The 22,959-nt window shown below is 60.9% G+C and carries 18 protein-coding genes and 1 pseudogene; 15 read left to right on the top strand and 4 right to left on the bottom strand.

Going from position 1 to position 22,959, the window contains the following annotated elements:
- Window positions 1–2: 2 nt before the first annotated feature.
- The 3 genes from I5961_RS05580 to I5961_RS05570 all read left to right on the top strand — a co-directional run bounded on the left by I5961_RS05580 (window position 3) and on the right by I5961_RS05570 (window position 4,846).
- Window positions 3–2,705, top strand: coding sequence for a [protein-PII] uridylyltransferase (locus I5961_RS05580; protein ID WP_085697327.1), 2,703 nt, complete (start codon window positions 3–5; stop codon window positions 2,703–2,705).
- 43 nt (window positions 2,706–2,748) lie between these two features.
- A complete protein-coding gene (gene dapC, locus I5961_RS05575; RefSeq protein WP_085688736.1) occupies window positions 2,749–3,948 on the top strand; it encodes a succinyldiaminopimelate transaminase in 1,200 nt (399 codons plus the stop codon).
- A gap of 163 nt (window positions 3,949–4,111) precedes the next feature.
- Window positions 4,112–4,846, top strand: a complete 735-nt coding sequence (locus tag I5961_RS05570) for a peptidase M12 (protein ID WP_227234585.1) — start codon at window positions 4,112–4,114, stop codon at window positions 4,844–4,846.
- Window positions 4,847–4,961: 115 nt separating this feature from the next.
- Here the strand turns inward: I5961_RS05570 and I5961_RS05565 are convergent, their stop codons facing one another.
- Window positions 4,962–6,593: a Na+/H+ antiporter gene (locus I5961_RS05565; protein ID WP_085697325.1), complete on the bottom strand. Its 1,632-nt coding sequence runs from the start codon at window positions 6,591–6,593 to the stop codon at window positions 4,962–4,964.
- Window positions 6,594–6,775: 182 nt separating this feature from the next.
- Between I5961_RS05565 and I5961_RS05560 the strand changes: the two genes are divergently transcribed.
- From I5961_RS05560 to I5961_RS05545, 4 genes are all read left to right on the top strand, one after another.
- The gene (locus I5961_RS05560; RefSeq protein WP_227234583.1) at window positions 6,776–7,138 is read left to right on the top strand and encodes an ArsC family reductase; all 363 of its coding nucleotides are present in this window, start codon (window positions 6,776–6,778) and stop codon (window positions 7,136–7,138) included.
- A gap of 31 nt (window positions 7,139–7,169) precedes the next feature.
- Window positions 7,170–8,204, top strand: coding sequence for a 2,3,4,5-tetrahydropyridine-2,6-dicarboxylate N-succinyltransferase (dapD, locus tag I5961_RS05555; RefSeq protein ID WP_227234581.1), 1,035 nt, complete (start codon window positions 7,170–7,172; stop codon window positions 8,202–8,204).
- 108 nt (window positions 8,205–8,312) lie between these two features.
- On the top strand, window positions 8,313–9,518 hold the full coding sequence (locus I5961_RS05550; RefSeq protein WP_085697475.1) for an aminotransferase class V-fold PLP-dependent enzyme: 1,206 nt from the start codon (window positions 8,313–8,315) through the stop codon (window positions 9,516–9,518).
- Entirely contained in the window at window positions 9,515–9,922 is a 408-nt protein-coding gene (locus I5961_RS05545; protein WP_227234579.1) for a SufE family protein, read from the top strand. Before I5961_RS05550 ends, I5961_RS05545 begins: the two co-directional genes overlap by 4 nt.
- A 135-nt stretch (window positions 9,923–10,057) precedes the next feature.
- On the opposite strand, the gene tcdA is transcribed toward I5961_RS05545, so the two are convergent.
- Complete coding sequence (gene tcdA / locus I5961_RS05540) at window positions 10,058–10,876, bottom strand: tRNA cyclic N6-threonylcarbamoyladenosine(37) synthase TcdA (protein WP_039769652.1); 819 nt, start codon at window positions 10,874–10,876, stop codon at window positions 10,058–10,060.
- Between the two features lie 274 nt (window positions 10,877–11,150).
- Here tcdA and I5961_RS05535 point away from each other — a divergent pair, with 274 nt between their 5' ends.
- From I5961_RS05535 to I5961_RS05520, 4 genes are all read left to right on the top strand, one after another.
- The gene (locus I5961_RS05535) at window positions 11,151–13,742 is read left to right on the top strand and encodes a glycosyltransferase (RefSeq protein ID WP_085697322.1); all 2,592 of its coding nucleotides are present in this window, start codon (window positions 11,151–11,153) and stop codon (window positions 13,740–13,742) included.
- A 212-nt stretch (window positions 13,743–13,954) separates the two neighbouring features.
- Complete coding sequence (dapE, locus tag I5961_RS05530; RefSeq protein ID WP_085697321.1) at window positions 13,955–15,106, top strand: succinyl-diaminopimelate desuccinylase; 1,152 nt, start codon at window positions 13,955–13,957, stop codon at window positions 15,104–15,106.
- A complete protein-coding gene (locus I5961_RS05525; protein WP_227234578.1) occupies window positions 15,106–15,915 on the top strand; it encodes a putative RNA methyltransferase in 810 nt (269 codons plus the stop codon). Before dapE ends, I5961_RS05525 begins: the two co-directional genes overlap by 1 nt.
- Window positions 15,916–15,991: 76 nt before the next feature.
- On the top strand, window positions 15,992–16,369 hold the full coding sequence (locus I5961_RS05520; protein ID WP_085697319.1) for a hypothetical protein: 378 nt from the start codon (window positions 15,992–15,994) through the stop codon (window positions 16,367–16,369).
- Window positions 16,370–16,504: 135 nt separating this feature from the next.
- On the opposite strand, the gene I5961_RS05515 is transcribed toward I5961_RS05520, so the two are convergent.
- Window positions 16,505–16,714: a cold shock domain-containing protein gene (locus I5961_RS05515; RefSeq protein ID WP_007954750.1), complete on the bottom strand. Its 210-nt coding sequence runs from the start codon at window positions 16,712–16,714 to the stop codon at window positions 16,505–16,507.
- Window positions 16,715–16,951: 237 nt separating this feature from the next.
- On the opposite strand from I5961_RS05515, the gene plsB reads away from it, so the two are divergent.
- The 4 genes from plsB to I5961_RS05495 all read left to right on the top strand — a co-directional run bounded on the left by plsB (window position 16,952) and on the right by I5961_RS05495 (window position 21,388).
- A complete protein-coding gene (gene plsB / locus I5961_RS05510; protein WP_085697318.1) occupies window positions 16,952–19,450 on the top strand; it encodes a glycerol-3-phosphate 1-O-acyltransferase PlsB in 2,499 nt (832 codons plus the stop codon).
- Between the two features lie 92 nt (window positions 19,451–19,542).
- Window positions 19,543–20,229 carry a hypothetical protein gene (locus I5961_RS05505; RefSeq protein WP_085702573.1) on the top strand — a complete coding sequence of 229 codons (687 nt, stop codon included), beginning with the start codon at window positions 19,543–19,545 and terminating at the stop codon, window positions 20,227–20,229.
- A 45-nt stretch (window positions 20,230–20,274) separates the two neighbouring features.
- Complete coding sequence (locus tag I5961_RS05500) at window positions 20,275–20,673, top strand: YbaY family lipoprotein (RefSeq protein WP_085697316.1); 399 nt, start codon at window positions 20,275–20,277, stop codon at window positions 20,671–20,673.
- A gap of 25 nt (window positions 20,674–20,698) precedes the next feature.
- Window positions 20,699–21,388 carry a DUF4197 domain-containing protein gene (locus I5961_RS05495; RefSeq protein ID WP_085697315.1) on the top strand — a complete coding sequence of 230 codons (690 nt, stop codon included), beginning with the start codon at window positions 20,699–20,701 and terminating at the stop codon, window positions 21,386–21,388.
- Here the strand turns inward: I5961_RS05495 and I5961_RS05490 are convergent.
- Window positions 21,385–22,778: pseudogene (locus I5961_RS05490) on the bottom strand (Fic family protein). The gene I5961_RS05495 and the pseudogene I5961_RS05490 overlap by 4 nt on opposite strands.
- Between the last annotated feature and the right edge of the window lie 181 nt (window positions 22,779–22,959).

Genomic DNA, 22,959 nt, shown 5'->3' with positions numbered 1-22,959 from the left:
CGATGCCGCAGGTGGATCCCGAACTCTTCGACCGCGGTCAGTTCCAGGCTGAACTGGCCCTGAAAGCGAGTCCCATCGCGGCATTCAAGAAGGCGATCCGCCAGGCCCGCGAAGTGCTCGATGCACGTTTTCGCGCCGGCCGCGATATCCGGCGACTGATCGAAGATCGGGCGTGGTTCGTCGACAACATTCTGCAAAAGGCCTGGGACCAGTTCGACTGGAGCGAAGACGCCGACATCGCGCTGGTCGCGGTCGGCGGCTATGGTCGCGGTGAGTTGCACCCGTACTCCGACATCGATCTGCTGATCCTGCTGGACAGCGCCGACCACGAAATCTTCCGCGATTCCATCGAGCGCTTTCTGACGCTGCTGTGGGACATCGGCCTGGAAGTCGGTCAAAGCGTTCGCTCGGTCGACGAGTGCGCCGAAGAGGCCCGCGCCGACCTGACGGTGGTCACCAACCTGATGGAAAGCCGCACCATCTGCGGCCCCGAGCGCCTGCGCCAGCGCATGCTCGATGTCACCAGCACTGCGCACATGTGGCCGAGCAAGGATTTCTTCCTGGCCAAGCGCGCCGAGCAGAAGGCTCGCCACCACAAGTACAACGACACCGAATACAACCTGGAACCCAACGTCAAAGGCTCGCCCGGCGGACTACGGGATATTCAGACGATTCTGTGGGTGGCCCGTCGTCAGTACGGCACCCTGAACCTGCGCGCCCTGGCCGGTGAAGGGTTTCTGGTCGAAAGTGAAAACGCCCTGCTCGCCTCCTCCCAGGAATTCCTCTGGAAGGTGCGCTACGCCCTGCACATGCTCGCCGGTCGCGCCGAAGATCGTCTGCTGTTCGATCACCAGCGCACCATTGCCGGACTGCTGGGTTTTGAAGGCGACGACGCCAAACAGGCCGTCGAAAACTTCATGCAGCAGTACTTCCGCGTCGTGATGAGCATCGCCCAGCTCAGCGACCTGATCATCCAGCACTTCGAGGAAGTCATCCTCGCGCCGGAAGACGAAGCGCCGCCGCAGCCGATCAACTCGCGCTTCCAGCTGCACGACGGCTACATCGAGGCACGCAACGACAACGTATTCCGCCGCACGCCATTCGCCATGCTCGAGATCTTCGTGCTGATGGCCCAGCAGCCGGAGATCAAAGGCGTACGCGCCGACACCATTCGCCTGTTGCGGGAAAACCGTCACCTGATCGACGACAACTTCCGCAACGACATCCGCAACACCAGCCTGTTCATCGAGCTGTTCAAATGCAAGATCGGCATCCACCGCAACCTGCGGCGGATGAACCGTTACGGCATTCTCGGGCGTTATCTGCCGGAGTTCGGCTTTATCGTCGGGCAGATGCAGCACGACCTGTTCCACATCTATACGGTCGATGCGCACACGCTGAACCTGATCAAACACCTGCGCAAATTGCAGTACTCACAGGTTTCGGAAAAATTCCCGCTGGCCGCCAAGCTCATGGCCAAATTGCCGAAACCCGAACTGATCTACATGGCGGGTCTGTATCACGACATCGGCAAGGGCCGGCACGGCGACCACTCGGATATCGGCGCAGTGGATGCCGAGGCGTTCTGCCAGCGCCACCAACTGCCGGTGTGGGACAGCCGCCTGATCGTCTGGCTGGTGCAGAACCACCTGGTGATGTCGACCACCGCCCAGCGCAAAGACTTGTCCGACCCGCAGGTGATCCATGACTTCGCGCTGGCGGTCGGTGACGAAACTCGCCTGGACTACCTGTACGTGCTGACCGTGGCCGACATCAACGCGACCAACCCGACCCTGTGGAATTCCTGGCGTGCCAGCCTGTTGCGCCAGCTCTACACCGAAACCAAGCGTGCCCTGCGCCGCGGGCTGGAGAATCCGGTGGATCGCGAAGAGCAGATCCGCCAGACCCAGAGCGCAGCGCTGGACATCCTGGTACGCGGCGGCACCGATCCCGACGACGTCGAGCAATTGTGGGCGCAACTGGGCGACGACTACTTCCTGCGTCACACCGCCGGCGATGTGGCCTGGCACACCGACGCCATCCTCCAGCAACCGGCCGACGGCGGTCCGCTGGTGCTGATCAAGGAAACGACCCAGCGTGAATTCGAGGGCGGCACACAGATCTTCATCTATGCGCCGGATCAGCACGACTTCTTCGCCGTGACCGTAGCCGCGATGGACCAGCTCAACCTGAACATTCACGACGCCCGGGTCATCACGTCCAGCAGTCAGTTCACCCTCGACACCTACATCGTGCTCGATACCGATGGCGACTCGATCGGCGACAATCCGGTCCGGGTCAAACAGATTCGCGAAGGCCTGACCGAAGCCCTGCGCAACCCGGCCGACTACCCGACGATCATCCAGCGTCGGGTGCCGCGCCAGCTCAAGCATTTCGCGTTCGCCCCGCAGGTGACGATCCACAACGACGCCCAGCGCCCGGTAACGGTACTGGAACTCACTGCACCGGATCGCCCGGGCCTGCTGGCACGGGTTGGCGGGATTTTCCTCGAGTTCGACCTGTCGCTGCAGAACGCCAAGATCGCCACCCTGGGCGAGCGGGTGGAAGACGTGTTCTTCATCACCGACGCCCACAATCAACCGCTGTCCGACCCGCTGCTGTGCAGCCGCCTGCAGGATGCCATCGTCGAACAGCTGAGCGTCAATCAGGAACCCGATATCAAACTGTCGCGCATCAGCATTTGATTGCGCGCCCGGCTTCAATCGCTTTGCACGAGATCCCGCACCGATGAACAACGCTCTGTCCCAGCTTCAGCCCTACCCGTTCGAAAAGCTCCGCGCCCTGCTCGGCAGCGTCACGCCAAACCCGGACAAGCGCCCGATCGCACTGTCCATCGGCGAACCGAAGCACCGCTCGCCAAGCTTTGTCGCCGAGGCGCTGGCGAACAATCTGGATCAGATGGCGGTGTACCCGACCACTCTCGGTATCCCGGCCCTGCGCGAAGCCATCGCCGCCTGGTGCGAGCGTCGTTTCAACGTGCCGGGCGGCTGGATCGACCCGGCGCGCAACGTGCTGCCGGTCAACGGCACCCGTGAAGCACTGTTCGCCTTTACCCAGACCGTGGTCAACCGTGGCGACGACGCGCTGGTGGTCAGCCCGAATCCGTTCTATCAGATCTATGAAGGCGCAGCGTTCCTCGCCGGCGCCAAGCCGCACTACCTGCCGTGCCTGGACGAGAACGGCTTCAACCCGGACTTCGACGCGGTTTCGCCGGACATCTGGAAGCGCTGCCAGATCCTGTTCCTGTGCTCGCCGGGCAACCCGACCGGTGCGCTGATCCCGGTCGACGTGCTGAAAAAACTGATCGCCCTGGCCGACGAATACGACTTCGTGATCGCCGCCGACGAGTGCTACAGCGAACTGTACTTCGACGAGCAGACGCCACCGCCGGGCCTGCTCAGTGCCTGCGCCGAACTGGGTCGCAAGGACTTCAAGCGTTGCGTGGTGTTCCACAGCCTGTCCAAGCGCTCGAACCTGCCAGGCCTGCGCTCGGGCTTTGTTGCCGGTGATGCCGACATCCTCAAGGGTTTCCTGCTGTATCGCACCTACCACGGTTGCGCGATGCCGGTTCAGACCCAGCTGGCCAGCGTCGCCGCGTGGAACGATGAAGTGCATGTCCGCGCCAACCGTGCGTTGTATCGCGAGAAGTTCGATGCGGTGCTGGCGATCCTCAGCCCGGTGATGGACGTGCAACGCCCCGATGGCAGCTTTTACCTGTGGCCGAATGTGCAGGGCGACGATGCCGCATTCTGCCGCGACCTGTTTGCCGAAGAGCACGTGACTGTGGTGCCGGGTTCGTACCTGTCCCGTGACGTCGATGGCGTCAATCCGGGTGCCGGGCGCGTACGCATGGCGCTGGTTGCGCCGCTGGCGGAATGCGTCGAGGCAGCCGAGCGCATCCGCGACTTCGTCCTGCGCCACAAGTAATGTGTTTCGCCCGTGCCGGGCAATCCGGCACGGGCGGTCAAATATCACGCAACACTTCCTCCGTTTTTCATACCTCGCTTTTGCGCAGCCAGACGTTAGTCTTGAGCCGCGCCCTTTGCGCATTACCTGAAATCGATCTTCAACTTCAAGGAAGAAGTGAACAATGAAAGAACTTCTGGATTGCCAACTGATTCAGTGGCCTGACGATCAGGCTGCTTACACAGCCGCCATCAACGAGAACCCGGCGAATGCCGGCACCCCAACCACACCCGGCACTCGCCGCAAACGCTCCGTGGTCGATTACTCGAAACTCTGGGCCAATGGTCGCACGTTGAAAATCGCGTTCATGGATGCACCCGATGCCGCTCGTAAAACAGGGATTATCAATGCAGCCAGCAAATGGCTGCCTTATATCAATCTCAAGTTTGAATTTGTCGACGATCTGAAGGGTGATATCCGCATCGCCACCCGAAACAATGACAACAGTTCGATACTGGGCACCGATGCACTTCTGATTCATCCCGACCATCCGACAATGAACCTGGGCGTCACGCCGGACCATGCCGACTTCGAGGTCATCGTAATGCACGAGTTCGGCCATGCGCTGGGCGCCATGCATGAGCATCAGCACCCACAAGCCAATATTCCATGGGATAAACCCAAGGTGTACGCGTTTTATCAGAATCGGGAAATGAATCCGCTGACCCGCGAACAGGTCGACTACAACCTGTTCGCGTCATTTGATACGCGCGATGCACTTTATCTTGCCTACGACAAGCGTTCGATCATGCATCACCCCATATCGAACGACCTGACGATCGGCGACTGGGAAGTTCCGATAAACCGCAAGATCAGCAAAAAGGACAAACAGTTGATGAAGCTGCTTTATCCAAAATAAACCGGCTCCTTGAAACGCAAAAAGTTCGCCAGGCGCAACGCCTGGCGAACTTGAACTGAACCGCACCCACTGACATCGAACATCGGTCGACTGATATCCAAGGGGCGTCAGTGGCTTATTTGACCTGCCCCAGATTCGCCTCACTCAAGTCCAGCTCGCCCAGCACCTCACGCAACACGTCGTCACCAATCTGGTGCTGACGGCTGAGGCTGTACAACTCGAGGCGTTGCGCACGCAGTGCCTTGAGTCGCAGACGACGCTCCAGCAGATCCATCTGGAACGCCAGAGCCTGGGCTTCGGCCGAGTCATTGAAGACTTCCAGTTGATGGCGGTATTCGGACATGATCCGCGCCTTGAGCTCCGCTGCCAGCGCGGCTTGCGCGGCGTCCTGCGGGTTGACCTCCTCGGTCTCCAGCGCATGGATCGCCGCTTCCGCCGTCTTGCGCCAGGCGTCGCGCACTTCCTGGCGGCGCTTGTCGTCCGGGCTCTTTTCGATGCCGCGCAACAGCAAAGGCAGCGCAATACAGGCCGCCACCAGCGACAACAGGATCACCCCGGCGGCGATGAAGATCAGCAGATCGCGCTCGGGGAACGCCTCGCCACCCATCAGCATCGGTACCGACATCACACCTGCCAGGGTCACCGCCCCGCGCACGCCACCGACGGTCAGCAGCCAGCAGGACCGGGCGGTCGGTACTTGCGTCAGATCACCCTTGCCGCGCAGGCGGCGCAGCAACACCGACAGCCGCCAGATGCTCTGCACCCAGATGAAGCGCAACAACACCAGCGCCAGGAAAATCGCCACCACATCGAGACAGCGATAGAACAGGGTCGGCCACAATGACGTCTCGTGGCTGACCACCGCTTTAATGATGTCCGGCAGTTGCAGGCCGAGCAGCAGAAAGATCAAACCGTTGAAGGCGAACTCCAGCAACGACCAGACGCTGCGGTTGAGCAACCGGGTGCTGGTCTGGCGCGGCAGCAGATCGAGCCAGCTCTGCATCATCCCCGCCGCCACCGCCGAAAGAATGCCTGACGCGCCAAGCCGTTCGGCCAGCACGTAAGCGGCAAACGGCAGCAGCAACATGAACACCACGTGGGTCGCCGGATCGTCCCAGCCCCGGGCGATCATCCAGGCGCGCAACCGGCCGACCAGCCAGCTCAGCGCCACGCCGACCGCCAGCCCGCCGACCGCGACCAGCACGAAGGTCAGGCTGGCATTGGCCAGGGAAAACGCACCGGTGACCGCCGCTACCAGCGCGAATTTGAACGTCACCAGACCCGACGCATCGTTCATCAACGCCTCGCCCTGCAGCATGTGCATCAGCGGCGTGGGCAAGCGGTTCTGGGAAATCGCCGAGACCGCCACGGCGTCGGTCGGGGACAGCACCGCCGCCAGCGCGAAGGCCACCGGCAGCGGAATCGTCGGCAGCAACCAGTGAATGAAGTAACCGGCCCCGACCACGGTAAACAGCACCAACCCGACCGCCAGCGTGAGTACCGGGCCGCGCAAGCGCCACAGTTCACGCTTGGGCATGCGCCAGCCATCGGAAAACAGCAGCGGCGGCAAGAACAGAAACAGGAACAGTTCGGGATCAAGGGCCACGTGCAGACCGAGGGTCGGCCAGGCCAGCAAGGCACCGGCGGCGATCTGTACCAGTGGCAGCGGCAGCGGAATCACCCGTCCAACCAGGCGCGAGACACTGACCAGCATCAGCAGGATCAGGACGGTATAAGCGGTTTGCATAAAGCGGAAATCCCGGACAATCGACAGCGTTGAACTGCCATATTAGCCGCTCAGGCTGTGAATGACCGTTGCACCTATGTCGCAGGCACCCTCAGCAGAAGCAACCTGGGCGCCGCGAAACCGTCTGGTCATGGCATAATCCGACACCATTTTTTTCCAGCACCTGTAAAGGGGGCGATTCCTTGACCGTTTCAAGCAAAACGTTGCACCTTTTCGGCATCAAAGCCTGCGACACCATGAAAAAGGCGCGCACCTGGCTAGATGAACACGCTGTCAGCTATGACTTCCACGATTACAAGACCGCCGGCATTGACCGTGAGCACCTGACCCAATGGTGCGACGAGCATGGCTGGCAAACGGTGTTGAACCGCGCAGGCACGACCTTTCGCAAACTCGACGACGAACGCAAAGCCGATCTCGACCAGTCGAAAGCCATCGAGCTGATGCTCGCTCAACCCTCGATGATCAAGCGTCCGGTGCTCGATCTCGGTGACCGAACCCTGATTGGCTTCAAGCCAAATATCTACGCGGCCGCACTCAAGTAAGCAGCCCGTCACTTTTTGTAGAGGTATTCACATGTCCAACTCCCTGTTCAGTATCGCCTTCGGTGTCGGCACCCAGAACCGTCAAGGCGCGTGGCTGGAAGTGTTCTACGCTCAGCCACTGTTGAACCCTTCGGCCGAACTGGTTGCCGCTGTTGCACCGATCCTCGGCTACACCGAAGGCAACCAGGCCATCACCTTCAGCACCGCCCAGGCTGCGCAACTGGCTGAAGCCGTGAAAGGCATCGACGCGGTACAAGGCAAGCTGCTGACCCGTCTGGCTGAAAGCCACAAGCCGCTGGTCGCGACCCTGCTGGCCGAAGACACTCAGCTGACTTCCACCCCTGAGGCTTACCTGAAGCTGCACCTGCTGTCCCATCGTCTGGTCAAGCCGCACGGCGTGAGCCTGGCCGGGATCTTCCCGCTGCTGCCAAACGTGGCCTGGACCAGCCAGGGCGCCATCGACCTGAGCGAACTGGCCGAGCTGCAACTCGAAGCCCGTCTGCGGGGCGAACTGCTGGAAGTGTTCTCGGTGGACAAGTTCCCGAAAATGACCGACTACGTGGTACCGGCCGGCGTGCGTATCGCTGACGCCGCACGTCTGCGCCTGGGCGCTTATGTGGGCGAAGGCACTACCGTGATGCACGAAGGTTTCATCAACTTCAACGCCGGCACCGAAGGCCCGGGCATGATCGAAGGCCGCGTCTCCGCTGGCGTGTTCGTCGGCAAGGGTTCGGACCTGGGCGGCGGCTGCTCGACCATGGGCACCCTGTCGGGCGGCGGCAACATCGTGATCAAGGTCGGCGAAGGCTGCCTGATCGGCGCCAACGCCGGTATCGGTATCCCGTTGGGCGACCGCAACACCGTGGAGTCGGGCCTGTACGTGACCGCCGGCACCAAGGTTGCACTGCTGGACGAGCACAACAACCTGGTCAAAGTGGTCAAGGCCCGTGAACTGGCCGGTCAGACCGACCTGCTGTTCCGTCGCAATTCGGAAACCGGCGCCGTGGAGTGCAAGACCCACAAATCGGCGATCGAACTGAACGAAGCGCTGCACGCTCACAACTAAGCAGCACATTGATAACCTGTGGGAGCGCGCTTGCTCGCGAAGCTTTTTGGCGTCCTCAAGGACGCCTTCGCGAGCAAGCTCGCTCCCACAGGGTCAGGCGTATACCAGATGATGATTCCCTCCCCTTGGCGCGCCGATTTCCCGGCCATCGCCGCCCTGCAACGGCAAGACCAGACTTACCTGGACAACGCCGCCACCACGCAAAAACCCCAGGCCCTGCTCGATGCGCTGGCGCATTACTACGCCAATGGCGCAGCCAACGTGCACCGTGCCCAGCACCTGCCCGGCGCCCACGCCACGCAGGCGTTCGAGGACAGTCGCCTGAAGGTTGCCCAGTGGCTGAATGCCGGTGACAGCGGGCAGATCATCTTCACCCACGGCGCCACCAGTGCGCTGAACCTCCTGGCGTATGGCCTGGAACATCTTTTCCATCCGGGCGATGAAATTGTCATCAGCGCCCTGGAGCATCACGCCAACCTGCTCCCGTGGCAGCAACTGGCCCAACGTCGCGACCTGAAGCTGGTAATCCTGCCGCTGGACGATGACGGCGTGATCGACCTCGCTGCCGCCGTTCACCTGATCGGCCCGCGCACTCGTTTGCTGGCGGTCAGCCAGTTGTCCAACGTGCTTGGCGCGTGGCAACCGCTGCCGGCGCTGCTGGCGATGGCCAAGGCGCATAACGCGCTGACCGTGGTCGATGGCGCTCAAGGCGTGGTCCATGGCCGGCATGACGTGCAGGCGCTGGGTTGCGACTTTTATGTGTTTTCCAGCCACAAGCTGTACGGCCCCGATGGCCTCGGCGTGCTGTTCGGACGCAACCCGGCGCTGGAGCAACTTCGCCCGTGGCAGTTCGGTGGCGAAATGGTGCTGGAAGCCAATTACCACGACGCACGTTTCCGCCCGGCGCCACTGGGCTTCGAGGCCGGAACGCCGCCGATTGCCAGCGTGATCGGCCTCGGTGCGACCCTCGACTATCTGGCCGGCCTTGATCAGGACGCGGTGTCCGCCCACGAAGCCGCACTGCACGATTACCTGTTGCGTGGCCTCGCCGCTCGCAATGGCATTCGTCTGCTGGGCAAACCGCAGCTGGCGCTGGCCAGTTTTGTCGTCGAAGGCGTGCACAACGCCGATCTCGCGCACTTGCTGACCGAACAAGGCATCGCCGTGCGTGCCGGGCATCACTGCGCGATGCCGCTGCTCAAACGTTTCGAGCTGGCCGGGGCGATTCGTGTGTCGCTGGCGCTGTACAACGATTCCGAAGATCTGGAGCGGTTTTTTGAAGCGCTGGATCAGGCGCTGGAGTTGTTGCGATGAGCCTGCCGGTCGAAGCCGCCGAAGCGCTGCAAACGTTTCAGAACGCCGCTGGATGGGAACAGCGTGCGCGGCTGTTGATGCAGTTTGGTGATCGCCTGCCGCTGCTGAGCGACGCAGACAAATGCGAGGCCAATCGGGTGCACGGCTGTGAAAGTCAGGTGTGGCTGGTTGGCGAGTTGCGCGACGGCCGCTGGCAGTTTGCGGCCAGCAGCGATGCGCGGATGATTCGCGGGTTGGTCGCGTTGTTGCTGTTGCGGGTCAACGGCTTGACCGCTGGCGAATTGCAGCAGGTGGATCTGCCGGACTGGTTCAATCAATTGGGACTGTCGCGGCAGTTGTCGCCGTCGCGCAGCAATGGCTTGAATGCCGTGTTGCAGCGGATGCGTGAACTCGCTCTTGACTGATCGTTAACACGTCGAGGCGTCGAACCGTCTGCGTGGGAATGCCTCAACGGACGCTCCGCGCTCGGCTCTTGATTTGGGACGCGGAGCGTCCCGGGCTGCATTCCCACGCGGAGCGTGGGAACGATCGGTCACTGGTCAGGCCTGAGGCTTGACTCGATCCGCCGGGCGCCGGACACCCGCCACAATCTTGTCCACCGCCTTGGTTGCCGCGACCATGCCGAATGTCGCCGTCACCATCATCACCGCACCAAACCCGCCGGCGCAGTCCAGCTTCACGCCGTCACCGACAAAACTCTTCTGCAGGCAAATGCTGCCGTCCGGTTTCGGATAGCGCAGTTGTTCGGTGGAGAACACACACGGCACGCTGTAGTGACGGGTCACGGTACGCGAGAAGCCGTAGTCGCGGCGCAACGTCGAGCGCACTTTCGAGGCCAGCGGATCGTTGAAGGTCCGGTTGAGGTCGCAGACCTGAATCAGCGTCGGATCGATCTGCCCGCCAGCGCCGCCGGTGGTGATGATCTGGATCTTGCGGCGCTTGCACCAGGCGATCAGCGCAGCCTTGGCGTTGACGGCGTCTATGCAGTCGATCACGCAGTCGATGTTCGGCGTGATGTATTCGGCCATGGTGTCGCGGGTGACGAAGTCCGCCACCGCGTGCACCTTGCAGTCCGGGTTGATTCCGCGCAGACGCTCGGCCATCACTTCGACCTTGGGCTTGCCGACGGTGCTGTCCAGCGCGTGCAACTGACGGTTGGCGTTGCTGACGCAGACGTCGTCGAGGTCGAACAGCGAAATCTCGCCCACCCCACAACGGGCCATCGCTTCCGCCGCCCAGGAACCGACGCCGCCAACGCCGACAATCGCCACATGGGCTGCACGCAGGCGCTCAAGACCCTCGATGCCATACAAACGGGCGATGCCTGCAAACCGCGGATCTTCTGTACTCATGACCATTACCCTGAAAACCGGCGCGCATTATAGGGCCGTCGGCGGCCAAGAGCATCTTTGCGCTATGAACGGCGAACACGCCTGCTTTAATTAAGGCTGCACGTAACAAAGATTTGTCTTACACGCTGAAACGAAAGAACTTAAGTCGGGTTGGATTGCCCAACATCCGGCATTTCCCTGTCTCTTGTAGGACTCGGCGAACTGCCGGTGTAGGATGCGCGCCCTCTTGGCGTCAACCAGCCGACCCTTCGTTCCACAGCCTTTGGAACCCGACACAGCTATGTCATCGCGTAAATTTGGACTCAACCTGGTGGTGGTTCTGGCAATCGCCGCCCTGTTCACCGGTTTCTGGGCGCTGATCAATCGCCCCGTCTCCGCGCCGAACTGGCCGGAGCAGATCTCCGGTTTCTCCTATTCACCGTTCCAGCAGGGACAGTTCCCACAGAAAGATCAGTATCCGTCCGACGATGAAATGCGCCGCGACCTGGAGATCATGAGCAAGCTGACGGACAACATCCGTATCTACTCGGTCGACGGTTCTCTGCAGGACATCCCGAAACTGGCGGAAGAATTCGGTCTGCGCGTGACCCTGGGGATCTGGATCAGCCCCGACCAGGAACGCAACGAGCGGGAAATCACCCGCGCCATCGAACTGGCCAATACCTCACGCAGCGTGGTTCGCGTTGTGGTCGGCAACGAGGCGATCTTCCGCAAGGAAATCACTGCCAAAGAACTCAGCGTACTGCTCGACCGGGTGCGCGCGGCCGTGAAAGTGCCGGTGACCACCTCCGAACAGTGGCACGTCTGGGAAGAACACCCGGAGCTGGCCAAGCACGTCGACCTGATCGCCGCGCACGTTCTGCCCTACTGGGAGTTCATCCCGGTGGACAAGGCCGGGCAGTTCGTTTTCGACCGCGCCCGCGACCTGAAAAAGATGTTCCCGAAAAAACCGCTGCTGCTGTCCGAGGTGGGCTGGCCGAGCAACGGCCGCATGCGCGGTGGCGCCGATGCGTCGCCGGCGGATCAGGCGATCTACCTGCGCACGCTGGTCAACAAGCTCAACCGCCAGGGCTTCAACTACTTCGTGATCGAAGCGTTTGACCAACCCTGGAAGGCCAGCGACGAAGGTTCGGTCGGCGCTTACTGGGGCGTGTTCAACGCCGCGCGTCAGCAGAAATTCAACTTCGAAGGCCCGGTGGTGGCGATCCCGCAATGGCGCGTGCTGGCCATCGGTTCGGTGGTGCTGGCGCTGTTGTCGCTGACCCTGCTGATGATCGACGGCTCGGCCCTGCGCCAGCGCGGCCGTACCTTCCTGACCTTTATCGCGTTCCTCTGCGGTTCGGTGCTGGTGTGGATCGGTTACGACTACAGCCAGCAATACAGCACGTGGTTCAGCCTGACGGTGGGCTTCCTGCTGGCGCTCGGTGCGCTCGGGGTGTTCATCGTGCTGTTGACCGAGGCCCACGAACTGGCCGAGGCGGTGTGGATTCACAAGCGTCGCCGTGAATTCCTGCCGGTGGTCGGCGATTCGGACTACCGCCCGAAAGTCTCGATCCACGTGCCGTGCTACAACGAGCCGCCGGAGATGGTCAAACAGACCCTCGACGCCCTGGCCAACCTCGACTATCCGGACTTTGAAGTCCTGATCATCGACAACAACACCAAGGATCCGGCGGTCTGGGAACCGGTGCGCGACTACTGCGAAACCCTCGGCCCGCGCTTCAAGTTCTTCCACGTCTCGCCCCTGGCCGGTTTCAAGGGCGGCGCGCTGAACTACCTGATTCCGCACACTGCCAAGGACGCCGAAGTGATCGCGGTGATCGACTCCGACTACTGCGTGCACCCGAACTGGCTCAAGCACATGGTGCCGCACTTCGCCGACCCGAAAATCGCCGTGGTGCAGTCGCCGCAAGATTACCGCGACCAGAACGAAAGCACCTTCAAGAAGCTCTGCTATGCCGAATACAAAGGCTTCTTCCACATCGGCATGGTCACTCGCAACGATCGCGACGCGATCATCCAGCACGGCACCATGACCATGACCCGTCGTTCGGTTCTGGAAGAACTGGGCTGGGCCGACTGGTGCATCTGTGAAGACGCCGAACTCGGTCTGCGGGTATTCGAAAAAGGCCTGTCGGCGGCGTACTACCACGACAGTTACGGCAAGGGTCTGATGCCGGACACCTTCATTGACTTCAAGAAGCAGCGTTTCCGCTGGGCCTATGGTGCGATCCAGATCATCAAGCGTCACACCCGCAGCCTGCTGCGCGGCAAGGACACCGAACTGACTCGCGGCCAGCGCTACCACTTCCTCGCGGGCTGGCTGCCATGGGTCGCGGACGGCATGAACATCTTCTTCACCGTCGGCGCACTGTTGTGGTCGGCGGCGATGATCATCGTGCCGCAACGGGTCGACCCGCCGCTGCTGATCTTCGCGATTCCGCCGCTGGCGCTGTTCGTGTTCAAGGTCGGCAAGATCATCTTCCTCTACCGTCGCGCCGTGGGCGTGAACCTGAAGGATGCGTTCTGCGCGGCACTGGCTGGTCTGGCGTTGTCACACACCATCGCCAAAGCGGTGCTGTACGGCTTCTTCACCAGCAGCATTCCGTTCTTCCGCACCCCGAAAAACGCCGACAACCATGGCTTCTGGGTGGCGATTTCCGAGGCCCGGGAAGAGCTGTTCATCATGCTGCTGTTGTGGGGCGCGGCGCTGGGGATCTTCCTGGTGCAGGGCATTCCGAGCAACGACATGCGCTTCTGGGTGGCCATGCTGCTGGTGCAGTCGCTGCCGTACGTGGCGGCGCTGATCATGGCGTTCCTGTCGTCGCTGCCAAAACCTGCGGCTGCGCCTGAACCGGCACCGGTGGTCTAAATCCTTGCGGATGCACTAAACGGCGGCCAATGGTCGCCGTTTTGCTTTAAGATAACCGCCATTTTGCAGGGCCAAGGCCCCGATGGCCTGCCACTAGACCTGTGGGAGCGAGCTTGCCCGCGATGAGTCCGTCACATTCAACACTTATGTTGAACAGGACATCGTCATCGCGAGCAAGCTCGCTCCCACATTTACAGCATCCGGAGTTTTCCATGACGGCCCACGCCGACCTTTCGCCGACCCTCCAACTCGCCATCGACCTGATCCGCCGTCCGTCCGTGACGCCGGTCGACGCCGATTGCCAGAAGCAGATGATGCAGCGCCTGGGCGATGCCGGTTTCCAATTGGAACCGATGCGCATCGAAGATGTGGATAACTTCTGGGCGACTCACGGCACAGGCGACGGCCCGGTGCTGTGCTTCGCCGGTCACACCGACGTGGTGCCGACCGGCCCGGTGACCGCCTGGCAGATCGACCCGTTCAACGCGGTGATCGACGAGCACGGCATGCTCTGCGGCCGTGGCGCGGCGGACATGAAAGGCAGCCTGGCCTCGATGACTGTGGCAGCCGAGCGTTTTGTCGCCGACTACCCGGATCACAAGGGCAAGGTCGCGTTCCTGATCACCAGCGACGAAGAAGGCCCGGCGCATCACGGCACCAAGGCGGTGGTGGAACGTCTGGCAGCCCGTAACGAGCGACTGGACTGGTGCATCGTCGGCGAGCCATCGAGCACCACGCTGGTGGGCGACGTGGTGAAGAACGGTCGTCGCGGCTCCCTCGGGGCCAAACTGACCGTGCGCGGCGTGCAGGGCCACGTGGCCTATCCGCACCTGGCGAAGAACCCGATCCACCTCGCTGCCCCGGCCCTGGCCGAACTGGCCGCCGAGCATTGGGATCACGGCAACGATTTCTTCCCGCCGACCAGTTTCCAGATTTCCAACGTCAATTCCGGCACCGGCGCGACCAACGTGATCCCGGGTGATCTGGTGGCGTTGTTCAACTTCCGTTTCTCCACCGAATCGACCGTCGAAGGCCTGCAGAAACGCGTTGCCGACATCCTCGACAAGCACGGTCTGGACTGGCATATCGACTGGGCGCTGTCCGGTCTGCCGTTCCTCACCGAGCCGGGCGCACTGCTCGACGCGGTGTCGTCGAGCATCAAACAGATCACCGGCCGCGAGACCAAGCCGTCCACCAGTGGCGGAACCTCCGACGGTCGTTTCATCGCGACCATGGGCACGCAGGTTGTCGAACTGGGCCCGGTCAACGCGACCATCCACCAGGTCAACGAGCGCGTGCTGGCGGCCGATCTCGATGTGCTGACCGAAATCTACTACCAGACCCTGATCAAGTTGCTCGCCTGATGCTCGCGTGCCCGATCTGCAGTGAACCGCTGAACGCGGTGGACAACGGCGTGGCCTGCCCCGCCGGCCACCGCTTCGACCGTGCGCGTCAGGGTTACCTGAATCTGCTGCCGGTGCAGCACAAGAACAGCCGCGATCCCGGCGACAATCAGGCGATGGTCGAGGCCCGCCGCGATTTCCTGAACGCAGGCCATTACGCGCCGGTGGCCAAACGTCTGGCGGAACTGGTGGCGAGTTATACGCCGGCCCGCTGGGTCGACATCGGTTGTGGCGAGGGTTACTACACCGCGCAGATCGCCGAGGCTTTGCCGGACGCCGATGGCTACGCACTGGATATCTCGAAGGAAGCGGTCAAACGCGCCTGCAAACGCAATCCGGCGCTGACCTGGTTGATTGCGAGCATGGCCCGCGTGCCCTTGGCTTCCGGCAGCTGCCAGTTTCTGGCCAGCGTTTTCAGTCCGCTGGACTGGGAAGAAGCCAAGCGCCTGCTCAGCGTTGGCGGCGGCCTGATGAAAGTCGGCCCGACCAGCGGCCATCTGATGGAACTGCGCGAACGCCTGTACGACGAAGTACGCGAGTACACCGACGACAAGCACCTGGCCCTGGTGCCGGAAGGCATGGCGCTGGCGCACAGTGAAACCCTGGAATTCAAACTGACGCTGGACAAGCCCGAGGATCGCGCCAACCTGCTGGCGATGACGCCCCACGGCTGGCGTGCCAGTGCCGAGCGCCGTGCGGCGGTGATCGAGCAGGCCGAGCCGTTCGAGACCACCGTATCGATGCGCTACGATTATTTCGTTCTTCAATAACTTTTGGACTCGGGCAAGTAGCCCGGGGCCGGCTAAATCCGCGAATGGATTTTTCAGACCCGCAGTGAGGACATCCATGCGCCAACCGGACATCGAGATTTACCTGAAAGACGCCGACGTCGACCACAAGGCCATTTCCGCCTGGCTGGGCGCCGCCCTTGGCCCGTGCAGCGAATGGGTACAGAAAGGCCAGACGTACAAGTGCAAGGCCGGCAACATCCCCGTGACCTGGCTGCCGAAAGCCGTGGGCAAGTGGAACAGCCTGTACCTGGAAAGCGATGCGACCCCATGGGACGACGACATTGCCTGCGCCCGCGCCGCGTTCGCCGCGCTGAACGTCGAAGTACGCTGCGCGCCGGGGACGTGGGTTGAAGAAGAAGGTGAAGAGACGGCGGATCGCTGGATCCGGATCAGCGCCGATGGTGAAGAAGAGATCACCTGGAAGACTGCGTAACAGACAATGCACAAAACCTGTGGGAGCGAGCTTGCTCGCGATGGGGCCCTTTCAGTCAACAATGATGCTGAATGTCAGCCTGCTATCGCGAGCAAGCTCGCTCCCACAGTGTTTTTGGTGTTCTGAAGATTTGCGTTACAGACCTACAACGTCTTCAGCCTGCAACCCCTTCTGCCCTTCCACCACCGCGTATTCAACCTGCTGCCCCTCGGTCAGCGAACGGTGGCCTTCGCCGCGAATCGCGCGGTAGTGCACAAACACGTCCACCCCGTCTTCGCGCTGAATGAAGCCGTAGCCCTTGGCGTCGTTGAACCACTTCACGTTGCCGGTTTCACGTGTTGCCATCTGTTCATACTCCTTTTTTATTATTGAACAGGCTTTTCGCAGGAAAGCCTTTGCGGAACGTCAGCCTGCGTCCGACGTCCATAAGAGGGCCCCGGCGACAGATCGCCGAGTATATGACAGGCGGCAAAACTCTCAACAGAAGATTACTTCGCCGCTTTTTTGCCGATTTTCCATGAATCCGGCACACTATCGACCGCCCGAGCAAACGCTCGGTTTATTCACTCACGCAGAAGCCGTATGACCCGTTCCCCGTTCCGCCGTCTTGTGTTTGGCACCTTGCGCCGACTGTTGTATCTCTGGGTTCGCTCCGAGACGATCAACCAGTCGTCGTTCACCCTCAACCTCGACCGCAGTCGTCCGGTGTTCTACGTCCTGCAAAATCCATCGCTGACTGATCTGGCGGTGGTCGACACCGAGTGCACCAAGGCCGGCCTGCCGCGCCCGGTGCTGCCGGTGTCCGTGGGTTCGCTGATCGAGCCGGCGGCGTTCTTCTACCTGACGCCGGACCCGGACTGGCTCGGCCGCCAGGACAAACGCGGCGCACCGCCGACCCTGACCCGACTGGTCAGCGCCCTGAGCCAGAACGCTGCCGAAGACGCGCAGATCATTCCGGTCAGCGTGTTCTGGGGCCAGTCGCCGGACAGCGAAAACAGCCCGTGGAAACTGCTGTTTGCCGACAGCTGGGCTGTCACCGGGCGCCTGCGTCGGCTGCTGAGCATCATGATTCTGGGGCGCAAGACCCGCGTGCAGTTCTCGGCGCCGATCCACCTGCGCGAACTGATCGAACACAACAAGGGCCACGAACGCACCGTGCGCATGGCCCAGCGGATCCTGCGGGTACACTTCCGCAACCTGAAAGCTGCGGTGATCGGCCCGGACATTTCCCACCGCCGTAACCTGGTCAAAGGCCTGCTCAACCAGCCGTTGGTCAGGCAGGCGATCCTCGACGAAGCCGAGCGCGAAAACATCTCGCCGGAAAAAGCCAAGGCCCAGGCCCTGCGCTACGGCAACGAGATTGCCTCGGACTACACCTACACTGCGATCCGTTTTCTGGAAGTGGTGCTGAGCTGGTTCTGGAACAAGATCTACGACGGGATCAAGGTCAACCACATCGAAGGCGTGCAGGCGGTCGCCCAGGGGCACGAGGTGATCTACGTGCCGTGCCACCGCAGCCACATCGACTACCTGCTGCTGTCGTACTTGCTGTTTCGCAACGGCCTGACTCCGCCGCACATCGCCGCCGGGATCAACCTCAACATGCCGGTGATCGGCAGCCTGCTGCGCCGTGGCGGGGCATTCTTCATGCGCCGCACGTTCAAGGGCAATCCGCTGTATACCTCGGTGTTCAACGAATACCTGCACACCCTGTTCACCAAAGGTTTCCCGGTCGAGTATTTCGTCGAGGGCGGTCGCTCGCGCACCGGACGCATGCTGCAACCGAAAACCGGGATGCTCGCGATCACGATGCGCAGCTTCCTGCGCTCGTCGCGGATGCCGATCGTGTTCGTGCCGGTGTACATCGGTTATGAGCGGGTGCTCGAAGGCCGGACCTACCTCGGCGAACTGCGCGGCGCGAGCAAGAAGAAAGAATCGATCTTCGACATCTTCAAAGTCATTGGCGCGCTCAAGCAGCGTTTCGGCCAGGTGGCGGTGAACTTCGGCGAGCCGATCAAACTCGCGGAATTCCTCGACAGTGAACAGCCGGGCTGGCGCCAGCAGGAACTCGGCCCGCAGTTCAAACCGGCATGGCTCAACGAAACCACCAATCGTCTTGGCGAAAAAGTCGCGCAGCACTTGAACGAAGCAGCAGCGATCAACCCGGTCAACCTGGTGGCGCTGGCGCTGCTGTCGACCACTCGTCTGGCGCTGGATGATCGGGCCATGGCGCGGGTGCTGGATCTGTATCTGGCGCTGTTGCGCAAGGTCCCGTACTCGCCGCACACCACCCTGCCGGAGGGTGATGGCCGGGCATTGATCGAACACGTCAAAGACATGGATCTGCTGTCCGAGCAAAACGATGCGCTGGGCAAGATTCTCTATCTGGACGAGCAGAACGCCGTCCTGATGACCTACTACCGCAACAACGTGCTGCATATCTTCGCCCTGCCGGCGCTGCTGGCGAGCTTCTTCCAGAGCACTTCGCGCATGAGCCGCGAGCAGATCCTGCGTTACACCCGCGCGCTGTATCCGTATCTGCAAGCGGAGCTGTTCATCCGCTGGAGCCTGGACGAACTGGATGCGGTGATCGATCAGTGGCTGGAGGCTTTCGTCGAACAAGGCCTGCTGCGCTTCGAGAAAGACGTGTACCTGCGCCCGGCGCCGAGCTCGCGGCATTTCGTGCTGCTGACGTTGCTGTCGAAGAGCATTGCCCAGACCCTGCAACGCTTTTACATGACGGTTTCACTGCTGCTCAACAGCGGCCAGAACAGCATCAGCGCCGAAGAACTGGAAGACCTGTGCACGGTCATGGCCCAACGCCTGTCGATCCTGCATGGCCTGAACGCGCCGGAGTTTTTCGACAAGAGCCTGTTCCGTCACTTTATCCAGACGATGCTCGATCTTGATGTGCTGCGTCGCGACGAAGCAGGCAAGTTGAGTTATCACGAACTGCTAGGCGAACTGGCCGAGGGCGCGGCCAAACGGGTGTTGCCGGCGGAGATTCGATTGTCGATCCGCCAGGTGGCGCTACATCGCAGTGAGGATGCGGCGGAAACTGCAACCTCGCCGACTTCCTGAAACTTGAGGACAACTAACCGGAAGACCGGATCGTTTTCCAGTTAGTTGTTTTATGAATTAATGGGCTCTTTTTAATCGATAAGGAAATCGATATGAGCCTGATTGATGAATCCGCCCAGACCATCAATATAACGTTCAGCCTTCCACCTGACTTCAATGCCCCTCTCGACGGAAACAATGAAACCGTTGTCGATGTTCAACGGGTCAACACCCGGCAAACAACAAACATCAAACACTGGCGACATCCCTCCATTGTCGGCGGCCAGTGGAACTTCCGGTTCCCGCACCGACACAGTGAAGTCAGCGTCAAATACCGCATCACCATCCAGTTGTTTCACAATCGACAACCCTTGCTGCTGGAGCAGGCACATTTCGTCATTGTTCATCAGGCGCCCCATCGCCAGACGCTGCATCTGAGTCCGATCGGTTACCTGTACGTTGAAGTGCAGGAACCCAAAATGATTCCCCCCGAACAGGCAATCACCATCAGCCTGCATGAAAACGAAAGTCCCGATGTCGAACTGGCGCGCGTTTCTCACGATGAGGAAACTGCCACTTCGTTTTATCTTAAATATGATCCGGAGCATGTGGTGCCCGGCAAACGGTATGCACTGACGGGAATAGAAAACAGGTATCACCAACGGCTGTCCGTATTTCCTGAAGATGTTGAACTTGTACCTGCGACACGTGCGCCCCGATCGCGCCTGTCGGGGATGATCAATCAGTGGCTGAATGAACCGTTACGTTTGCTCACTGACTCATTATCCAAAATCCGCTAGATTTCTCTGGGCGCCCCTCTGGCGCTCAAGTCTTTTGAGGTCCCCATGAAAAAACTTTCTCTTCTCGCCGCCGCCACCTTGTTGAGCGCTTGCCAATCCACCACACCGAGCGGCAAAGCGAGCCTCGACGGCGAAGTGTTCTACCTGCAGCGCATCGCCCTGCCGCCAAGTGCGACCTTGAGCGTGAGCCTGCAGGACGTTTCGCTGGCCGATGCGCCGGCCGTCGTGCTCGATGAACAGAAAGGCCCGATCAAGGGACAAGTGCCGCTGCCGTTCCATTTGAGCTACGATCCGGCCCAGGTCAAACCCGGCCACCGCTACTCGGTCAGCGCACGCATCGAAGTCAACGGCGAGCTGATGTTCATCACCACCGAAAACCATGCCGTGCAGCTCGATGGCAAGGATCCCCAGCCGCTGAAGATCCGCGTCGACGCTGCCCGCTAACGCACCCATGAATAAGGAAGCCTTCATGCTCCGCCCTACCCTTCGCTTCGCCGGCCTGTGCGCGGGCCTGATGATCTCCGCCAGCGCCATGGCCCTGTCCCTCAGCGACCTGTCGCAAGGCGACGCCACCGGCGGTCTCAAGGATGCCCTGACCCAAGGCGCGCAACTGGCCGTCAAACAACTCGGCACTCCGGGCGGCTTCAGCAACAATCCGGACGTGAAGATCGAACTGCCGGGCAAACTCGGCAAAGTCGCCGGCAAGATGAAAGCCTTCGGCATGGGCGCCCAGGTCGAGGAACTGGAAACCGCCATGAACAAGGCTGCGGAAACCGCCGTCACCCAGGCCCAGCCGATCCTCGTCGACGCCGTGAAGAAAATGAGCGTGGAAGACGCCAAAGGCATCCTCAGCGGCGGCAACGACTCCGCCACCCGATACCTGGACAAATCCAGCCGCGAACAGATCCGCACCAAGTTCCTGCCCATCGTCAAACAGGCGACCGACAAAGTCGGCGTAGCCCAGAAATACAACGCCTTCGCCGGCCAGGCCGCGACCTTCGGGGTGGTCGATGCGAAGAGCGCCAACATCGAAAGCTACGTGACCGAACAAGCGCTGAACGGCCTGTTCGAGATGATCGGAAAACAGGAAGAAACCATCCGCAAGAACCCGGCTGCTGCGGCGACGAGTCTGGCGAAAAAAGTGTTCGGTACCCTCTAAACCGGCACCACACGGGAGTGAGCTTTTTCACTCCCGTTGTTCAATCCGTCGCCAGCAGACACACGTAAAAAGTACACCCACTCGCGTCCCATTTTTTCTTCTCGAAAACCTGCAGTTCAACCAACCCGCTCAACGTCAACACCGCTGTGTTGTAGGCACAACCAAGATGCTCCTTGACGTTCCCCGCCGTAAATTCCTTCGCCACCCCGCTCCTGGCCACCTGATAAATCGACCGCTGTCGCTCTGTCAGCCGATCAAAAAAGCCCGAACAGGTCAGCCAGCGTTCGAAGCCTTCGCTGTACGCCACACTCTTGCGGTACACATCGGTAAAACCCTCCACCGCCCGCAAAATCACCGAACACTGAAACTCGATGAAGTACGTCAGGTCGAGCTCATCAGCCTCGCTGTGCAAATACGACCGCCCGTACTTTACCGGCGCGTTGCGCAGTAAAAGACTGATCGCGATATAGCGAAACGCCGAAAACTCGTGCTTGAACATGAACCAGTAAAACAGCGCCCTGGCGACCCGCCCGTTGCCATCGCGAAAGGGATGTTCATAGCCCAGGGCAAAGTGCAGCGTGATCGCCTTGATCAGCGGATGCAGGTAGTTTTTTTGTCGAGGTGAGCCCTGTGGTTGATTGATCCACTGCGAGAGCAAATCCAGTCGCCTCACCAATCCGACCGCAGGCGGTGGCGAGTGCACGGTATTCCCTTCGCCGTCCTGCACCACCACTTCATCGTTCGTCCTGAAAAGCCCGGGGTCGTACTGCTCGTCATCAATACCCTCGACACCGACCCGATGCATCGACGCAATCAACTCCACGCTCAAAGGTTCGTAACGTTTTTCCCAGGCGAAATTCATCATCCGGTAATTACCCATGACCATCCGCTCATCCGGCGTACGCGGCTGACGCCGTTGCTTGAGCATGTCCTTGGCGACACGAGTGGTGGTCGCGGCGCCCTCCAGCTGACTGCTACTGATCGCCTCATCCTCGATCAAATCGTTGAGCAGATAACTGAAATGCGCCCGCTCGCCTATCTGGCTGGTCATGTATTCCAGCGATGCCGTCGTGGTTTGCCGATCAACCACTGAAAGGGCCTTCTGCGCGGTTGGCGTCGGCACAAACTTCCCCCACTGCGCCGGCTCCCCCAGAGGCAGAAGATGAATGTACTGAGCGGCCCGCGCCTTCTTGACCAGCGCCCAACACAAACGCGAATCCAGCCCGCTGGCCCAGCGATACCGCAAATCCTCAAAAGGCAGATACCGTCCCTGATCATCCAGCGGCTTGAGCAGCGCAAGATAATCCGCCAGACGCTGCTTGTGAGGCGGTCGCATCAATAACTCAAAGACCGGATCGGCCCGACCCTTCAATACTGGCGGTTTCTTCATCAACGCTGCTCAACCAAGGCTGAAAAACAGCATCGAGTACAGCACCGCCCACACAGCGACTCAATATCGGAGGCTTCTGGAAAACTTGTAGGAGGCGTCGCAGAGTCCTACACCATTGTTTTGCTCAGCTGTCAGGCTGACATCGCCAGCAGGCCAGCTACGACAGGATTGAGTCCAACCG

Origin of the sequence: Pseudomonas sp. IAC-BECa141 (assembly GCF_020544405.1) — a bacterium.
In the GTDB taxonomy this organism is placed as follows: Bacteria; Pseudomonadota; Gammaproteobacteria; order Pseudomonadales; family Pseudomonadaceae; genus Aquipseudomonas.
The sequence above is the reverse complement of the archived record's forward strand: the minus strand, read 5'-3'. Positions and strand labels throughout refer to the sequence as shown.